This window comes from Nocardia sp. (assembly GCF_025465275.1).
In the GTDB taxonomy this organism is placed as follows: Bacteria; Actinomycetota; Actinomycetes; order Mycobacteriales; family Mycobacteriaceae; genus Nocardia.
On record NZ_JAODNK010000228.1, the window covers coordinates 1 to 7,266 of the forward strand.

The window sequence follows — 7,266 nt, forward strand, 5'->3', positions numbered from 1 at the left end:
TGCCCGGCTCGGTTCTTCCCTCTCACCGCACCCCTGCAGGACTGGTTCGCCCCGCCGGACCGCAATACCCCCACCACGACAAGAGGATTCCCCACCCCGGGTGCCACCGACAAGTTCACCCCGTCGGTGGCACAGGCCGCTGCCCGACTTGGTTCTTCCCTCTCACCGCACCCCTGCGGGACCGGTTCGCCCCGACGGAATTGGTTCGGCCCGTAATACCCTGCCGCGACAACAGGATTCCCCGTCCCCGGGTGCCACCGACAGGTTTCGTCCCGTCGGTGCTACAAGCCGTTGCCCGGCTTGGCCTTTCGGGTTCTTGCTCTTTGGGTTCTTGATCTTTTCGTTCTTTATGTCCGGGCGTCTTTCGTCCTTTCGTTCTGTCTTTTTGCGTTGTGGCGGTGGCTGGGCGGGGCGGAATCCGCACTGGGTGAATGGCATTCGTGCCATCGCTGCTGGATCGCCGGTACTCGTCACGACATCGAAGGTGACTGTTGGTCGGGGCCTATGATCGCTGACCGGGTTGTTCGGGATTGCTCTTCCAGTGGCGCGATGGGTCTAGGACGATTCACGCGGTTCGGTGGGTGTCGGTGTGGTCGCCGAAAGTGCGTGCGATCAGTGCCGCTCGTAGCTGCCATAGGCCGGAGGTTGCGGTGGGGTCGAAACCGGTGAGCTGGCATATGCGTTTGATGCGGTAGTCGACGGTGTTGGTGTGGATGTGCATGAGGCGGGCGGTGCGCTGGCGGTTGAGGTTGGTGCTGATGTGGCAGCGGAGCGTGTGCAGCAGTTCGGGGTGGGCGTCGAGTGGATCCAGTAGTGCCCCTAGGGTTTCCCGGCCCGGGCCCGGGCGGGTGAGCTGATATTCCAGTGCCATGTCGGCGAACCGGTACAGTCCGGCTACGCACTCCAGGCGCTGCACCATGTCCAGTAGTTCATGGGCGCGGTCGGCTGCGGACGGCACGTCGGCCGGGGAGGCGACTACTACGGTCGCGGTGACGGGAACGCGTGCTGCCGTGGACAATTCGGCGAGCAGTTCGTCGAGGCGGTCGGCGGTCGGCGTGGTCGTGGGAACGAGAATCGTGCCGCCGTCCACACTCAGCAGCGCCAGTGCCGTCTCCCCGCAGTGAGTAGCGAGTTCGGCCTGCAGGCGTCGCAGTTTACGGCGGGCGACCACCTTGCCGTCCAGCATCGGGTGGCGCTCATCCGGATGCACCGGAATATCCAGTGCCAGTACGCAATACGCGGAGGCGATATCTATACCGCATTCGCGGGCCATGGTCGAGGTGGGGTGTCCGCCGAGCAGTGCGGAGGTGAGGATGTGAACGGCACTGTGGTGCTCGCTGACCACCGCTTTGTGTTCGCGCACATAGGCGCGGGCGACGGTCGCGCTGATGGTGTCCAGTAACTCCACCACCAGCTTTGCGCCGTTCATGAGACTGGCGTAGTCCTGTGCGGTCGCATTCGCATGGATGAGGTCCATGCCGACTTTGAACCCCTCGTGAATGGAATGCAGGATGGTATCGATCGGTACGCCCTCGCGCGCCCAGCCGGCCGCCGCCTCGGCCAGCCTCCCGGTCTTGGCTGGAATGTCCTGACCGTCGAGCATGCTCACGGCCAATTCCAGACAGCTGCGCGTGACGCTGGTGATGTCGCCGGAGATGACATCACCAGGCAAGGTGCCGCACGGAATCACATTGTCGATGAAATGCCCTACCAGCTGCCGCGATACGGTCCCGACATCTTGCAGCGGGCCGGACATCGGCTTGCCGGACACTGTCAGGCTCGCTCGAAGCGCTCCGTCGGTTGTCATCGTCGACTCCCTTCCGAGGTGATCTACCGCACTTTCACGGTGGAGTTCGAACTCTAAAGTGAAGGCCAGCTCACCTTCTACTCCCTTTCGAACCGAAGCCTGATCGACGGCGAATCATGGTGATGGCCTGGGCAAAGCGTCGCAATTGGAACAGTCCGGATCTTTCCGCCAGCGGCTGATGGCAAGATCCACTCAGCTTTTGCTTCCGCGCCGCAGCCACTTCGGCGCCCACCAGCACAGATCACCGAGCAAGGTCACGGCCGCAGGCACCGGCAAGATCCGCAGCTGAATCCGCCATTGCCTGTGGTCAGCGCCAGAGGCGACGACACGGCAGCTGCCGCAGCTCGGTCCGGACCCTGCGATCCACCCGGACCGTCAGACCTACTTGCGCTGCGGCAGTCGCGAATTCCCAAGCCTCCGAACGGGTTGCGGCGTATTCCAGAACCAGTGGATGATCCGGGTAATCGAAGCAGACGACAACACGGTGAGTGAGCGCATTCGGAACAACCTCGGACGCAATGACTTCGACGCCGTGCCTCATTACCCGACCGTAGGACCAGCTCCGATCGAGCACGCCGATCCAGATTTCCATTAGACATGTCACAGCTACGCCACTCGACATGCTGGGCGATGTCACCGGCTCATCTCCGCAAGTCCATCCATGGAAGGCGGTGCGGCCTCCATGACACCGATGACAATCAGCCAGCAGCCCGTGAGCCGGGCGAGAACGGCTGATCGAGCCGAGGGGCGACACGATCAGCCAGTTGACCCCGGCGGGCGAAGTGGGCTTATCCGGCCGTGAGCCCGAGCCCGTGCGCCAGCACCGGCCAGGACGCGGCCAGCTCGTCGTCCCAGTATCCCCAGGAGTGGGTGCCGTACGGGCGCAGTTCCGTGGTTGCCGGAATTCCCAACTGCGCCAATCGGTTTGCCATCGCGCGCGTGCATTGGTCGACCGCGGCCTCGATCACGCCGCCGACGAGGATCTGGTTCGCGAGTGCGCCTGCCCCACCGCCGACAAGATGCCGGTCGCCCGCCTTGTCGTACGGGCCGGGCATCCCGTTGCCGCTCGACAGGTACAGGTCGACACCGCGCAGCCCGGCCGCATTCACATACGGATCATTGGCGGCCCACATCGGATCATCGGGCGGCCCGTACATGTTCTGCGCATCGCCGCCGCTGTAGGCGACCGTGAGGCGAACGAAGGCCTGGCCGGCGGGATCCGCGATCTGCGCGCAGCCACTGTACGCCGCCACCGACCGGTACAGGCCCGGCTTCGCGATCGGCAATTGCAGCACCGAGGTGCCCGACATCGACACTCCCGCAATCGCATTGACCCCATTGGCGCCCAGGGCCGCATCGATCAGCGGTGGTAGCTCCTCGGTCAGGTACGTCTTCCATTTCACGACGCCCAGCCGGGGATCCGGTGCCCGCCAATCCGCGTAATAGGACGCGGCGCCACCGACGGGCTGCACCACATTGATGTCCTTGTCCGCGAGGAAGTCGGTGGCATGGGTTTCGTGATCCCACGTCGCCGGCCCCTTCCCGCCGCTGCCGCCGCTGAGCAGGTACAGGACCGGCCGCGGAACGGAGGTATCGGCCGGTCGCTGCACCTCCACCGTGAACTCGCTGTTCATCGCGGCCGAGAAAACTGTGAGAACCAGATGCCTGTCACCGTCGGCGTGGGTGTTCACAATCCGTGAACCATCCGGCGCTACCACCGAAACACCCCGGTCACCAGGATCATTCGCCGCCGGGGCAGCCTCCGCCGCGGGCATGAACGATGCCGAGGTGGCGGCGAGGACGCCCGCCGCGATCATGATTGCCATTCGCCGCATGGTCGAGCGAAGACGCACGTCGATTCCTATTCCTCCTGCGTAGCCGTCGGCAGCGCGGCGGCGAGTGTGCCATCCCCCGGCGAACAGGGCGTTTCGAAAGCCTGTCGAAACAGAGCGACTTCACCGACTTCGCGGCGTCGGCTACCGACGGAAGATGCGAGGACCTGCGGTGATTATTGCCGATCCCCTGATCGATCTGCGCCAACGCGGCCGAAGGACCGGGATCAGTGAATGCAGTGGAACAGTGGCTCTATGGGAACGCTGATCAAGGTGATCGAGGACCTGAGCGCGCAGACCCGCTGACACTGCCGGTCAGCGGGGCAATGCCGCGAGGATGCGCTCGAAGACTGCGGTCACGTCGCCGAGACCGTCGATTGTGGTCATGATGCCGTGGTCGGCGTAGTGGGCGGTGATGGTGGAAATGTGGCTGCGGTACAGAGCCAGGCGCTCGCGGACTACGGCTGGGTCGTCGTCGGTGCGGTGTTGTGCGGCGAAGCGGATCTCGCAGCGGCCGATGATCACGTCATCGGGGACGGCGAGCTCTACGACGCGGTCGAGAGCACGGTCGGTGGCGGTCAGCAGTTCGTCGAGAGCTGCGGCCTGCGGGCCGGTACGGGGATAGCCATCGAGGATATAGCCGCCGGCCGCATCGGTTTCGGCCAGACGCTCGCCGAGGATCTTCAGGACCAGTTCGTCGGGCACCAACTCACCGGCCGCCACCATGGCTCCGGCCGCCAGCCCGACCGGGGTTCCGTCCCGCATCGCAGCTCGGAACAGCTCGCCGGTCGAGATGTGCGGCACCCCGAGCTCCTGTTTCAGCATCTTCGCCTGCGTGCCTTTACCGGAACCGTTGGGCCCCAAGATCACCAATCGCATGACGATGACTCCAATCACCTTGCCAGAGAGGCTACTCGGGCCGAGCGCCGGTAGCGAGACGGGCCAGTGCCACACCGGCGGCATTCGCGCCGCACATGCCGTGTGCTCCCGGGCCGGGCGGAGTCGCCGCCGAGCAGAGGTACATACCAGGAACGCCGATCGTGTACGGGGACAGTGTGATTCGCGGTCCGAAGACGAGCTGGCGGATGTCTTTGGAGCCGGTCATGATGTCGCCGCCGATGAAATTGGGGTTGTGGGCCGCCATTTCGGTGGTGCTGCGGGTCGTCCGGCCGACGATACGGTCCCGGAATCCGGGCGCGAACTGTTCGATGCGGGTGATGATCGCCTCCGTGGCGTCGCCGGTATAACCGTGCGGAACGTGGGCATAGGCCCAGATCGGGTGGATATCACCGGCCGAGCGCTGCGGGTCGGCCAGATACTGCTGGCCGACCAGAACGAACGGACGTTCAGGCATCCGGCCGGCGTGGATGTCGCGTTCGGCGGCGGCAATTTCGCGGTAGGTTCCACCGAGGTGGACCGTCCCGGCGCGCCGGGCGTCCGCATTGGTCCAGGGCACCCCGTCCGCCACCGCGAAATCCACCTTGAACGCACCCGGGCCGCGGCGAAAGTTCCGGTAGGCGTCGGCAATTCGCGGCGGGAGCCGATCGCCGAGGATATCGGCGACGGACTCCGGGGTCAGGTCGAACATCGTGAGGTCCGACGGCGGGAGCTGGGCGGCGGTATCGATCCGGACTCCGGTCTCGATTTTGCCGCCCAGGTCGGCCAGCAGGGCCGCCAGCGCTCGGGCGATGGACTGCGATCCACCGGCGGCGACGGGCCAGCCGTGCCGATGGCCCGCAGTCAGGATGCCCATCCCGATCGCCGAGGTCATCGGCAGATGCAGTGGCCTGAAGGCATGGGCCGCAACGCCTCCGAACAGAGCCCGGGCCTCCTCGGTGCGGAAGGCACGGGCCAGCACGGAGGCCGGCAATGGTGTCGGCGCACCGAATCGGGCGAGCGTGAGCGGGTGCCGTGGCACCCGCAGCAGCGGTTGCATAATGTCCTCGGCCAGCGCGTCGTAGCGCTCGGAGGGCCTGTCGAACAACTGCTTCCACCGCCGTCCGTCCCGCCCCATCCCGGCGGCGGTGCGTTCGACGGATCGGTACAACACACCGGCGCGGCCATCAGGGAGCGGATGCACACAGTCGATTTCCGTTGTACGCCAGGACAACCCGTACTGCTCCAGTCCGAGCTCGGCCAGGAAGGGTGAGCCCACCGCCATCGGATGCACCGCCGCGCACTGGTCGTGCAGCAGTCCCGGCACGATCGCCTCCACGGTGCGGGTACCGCCGCCGATCTCGCTATCGGCTTCCAGCACGGTGACCCGGACGCCCGCCCGCGCGAGGGCAACGGCGGCGGCGAGTCCATTGGGCCCGCCGCCGACGACGGTCGCGGTGGTCATGCCAGCGCTCCACGTCCGTGGTCCTGCTCATCGCGAATCTCGTTCCGGCGGGCCGCTTCCGGCTCGGGCCGGGTCCAGGTGACCGTCACCGGGATGGGGCCGTCGGGCAGCCAGGGCTGTTCGGCCACGGCGTCGGCCACCACCCACGTACCGCGTTCGATCACACCGAGCGCCGCATCGATGACCTGGTAGTGCTGCACCTTGCTCCCCCACGCCTGCGACTCGACCCAGACGATGACCGCCTCGCCCGGTTCGAACCGGGCCTCGCGCTGCACGGCGGCCACGAAGTCCGCATTGTGCAGATGGCCGTCACCGAAGTTGAAGCCGATCAGCGAATTGCACAGGAACTCGCCCTCGCGCACGGTGCGGGAGTCGATATCGGGGAGGTTGCGCAGCAGGACGGAGAACAGTCCCCGGCCCTGGCTGTGCATGGTCCGCCAGGCGACCACCTGCTGCATGGTGATTTCGGCCCACTGTGGTTCGTAGCCGAACTCGACGAACTGATCGACCTGATTCTTCGCGGTGCGCGTCACCCTATCCAGTTTGCCCTCCGCGCCCGGAGCGAACGCCCACACCGCGGAGGCCCAATTGCCGGCGTACTGCCGCATGGACGGCAGGAACGAGACCTTGTCGGGCCGGAAATTGCCGAGAATCGGGAAGAACAGCAGCCCTGCCAGCAGTGCGACGGCCAGCCAGGGCGAGGAGAGATCGAACGGGCCGTAGCCGTTCCCGTTCGGGAAGCCCAGGAACAGGAACATCGAGGCGTAGGCGAACAGCACGTTCCACTCCAGCGGCACCGCGAGCGGGAACGTCGACACGATGAAGAGGTGGAAGATCACCATCACCGCGACCGCTGCCGCCGTGAGCCAGTGGCTGGTCGAGAACAGCAGCACCAGCGGCGCGATCACCTCGACGGTGGTGCCGCCGGCGTGCGCCATCACATCCGCGATGCGGGACGGCCGCAGATCACGAGGGAAGTCGCGATAGTGGGCGCGTTTGAGCCCGGTGAACGGCACCGACGGGCTGTTGCTCACCATGGGCGGGACCACCAGTGCGAAATGCTTGCCGAACTTGGACACTCCCGCGCCCACCCACACGATGACGATCAGCAGTTTCAACGCGATGATCATGTCGACGAACGGCAGCACCGCGAAGAAGAACAGCGCGGGCAGATACTGCTCGCCACGAGCGGCCAGGAATATTGTCTTGTCCCGCAACCCGTTCAGGATGAGCAGCACGATCGGCGCGATCAGCAGCGCCGGATTCACCAGGCCCGAGGTATTGCC

Annotated in this window: 6 protein-coding genes; 1 reads left to right on the forward strand and 5 read right to left on the reverse strand. The window is 65.8% G+C overall.

The window, feature by feature from the left end; translation table 11 throughout:
- Positions 1-216, forward strand: a 216-nt coding sequence (locus JWN03_RS44100; protein WP_297628731.1) for a hypothetical protein, incomplete at its 5' end; no start/stop codon positions are given.
- 349 nt (positions 217-565) lie between these two features.
- Here JWN03_RS44100 and JWN03_RS44105 read toward each other — a convergent pair.
- From JWN03_RS44105 to JWN03_RS44125, 5 genes are all read right to left on the reverse strand, one after another.
- Positions 566-1,807 carry a PucR family transcriptional regulator gene (locus JWN03_RS44105; protein ID WP_297628733.1) on the reverse strand — a complete coding sequence of 414 codons (1,242 nt, stop codon included), beginning with the start codon at positions 1,805-1,807 and terminating at the stop codon, positions 566-568.
- Between the two features lie 788 nt (positions 1,808-2,595).
- Positions 2,596-3,633, reverse strand: coding sequence for an alpha/beta hydrolase (locus JWN03_RS44110; RefSeq protein ID WP_441343178.1), 1,038 nt, complete (start codon positions 3,631-3,633; stop codon positions 2,596-2,598).
- Positions 3,634-3,954: 321 nt separating this feature from the next.
- Complete coding sequence (locus JWN03_RS44115; protein WP_297628735.1) at positions 3,955-4,518, reverse strand: adenylate kinase; 564 nt, start codon at positions 4,516-4,518, stop codon at positions 3,955-3,957.
- Between the two features lie 31 nt (positions 4,519-4,549).
- Positions 4,550-5,980, reverse strand: coding sequence for a phytoene desaturase family protein (locus JWN03_RS44120; RefSeq protein WP_297628737.1), 1,431 nt, complete (start codon positions 5,978-5,980; stop codon positions 4,550-4,552).
- Positions 5,977-7,266 (reverse strand): DUF3556 domain-containing protein (locus JWN03_RS44125; protein WP_297628739.1); only part of this gene is annotated, 1,290 nt, incomplete at its 5' end. The genes JWN03_RS44120 and JWN03_RS44125, both read right to left, overlap by 4 nt.

Coding starts and splice junctions, on each gene's coding strand:
- JWN03_RS44105 (WP_297628733.1), bottom strand. CDS start 1,807: ATGACAACCGACGGAGCGCTTCGAGCGAGCCTGACAGTGTCCGGCAAG.
- JWN03_RS44110 (WP_441343178.1), bottom strand. CDS start 3,633: ATGGCAATCATGATCGCGGCGGGCGTCCTCGCCGCCACCTCGGCATCG.
- JWN03_RS44115 (WP_297628735.1), bottom strand. CDS start 4,518: ATGCGATTGGTGATCTTGGGGCCCAACGGTTCCGGTAAAGGCACGCAG.
- JWN03_RS44120 (WP_297628737.1), bottom strand. CDS start 5,980: ATGACCACCGCGACCGTCGTCGGCGGCGGGCCCAATGGACTCGCCGCC.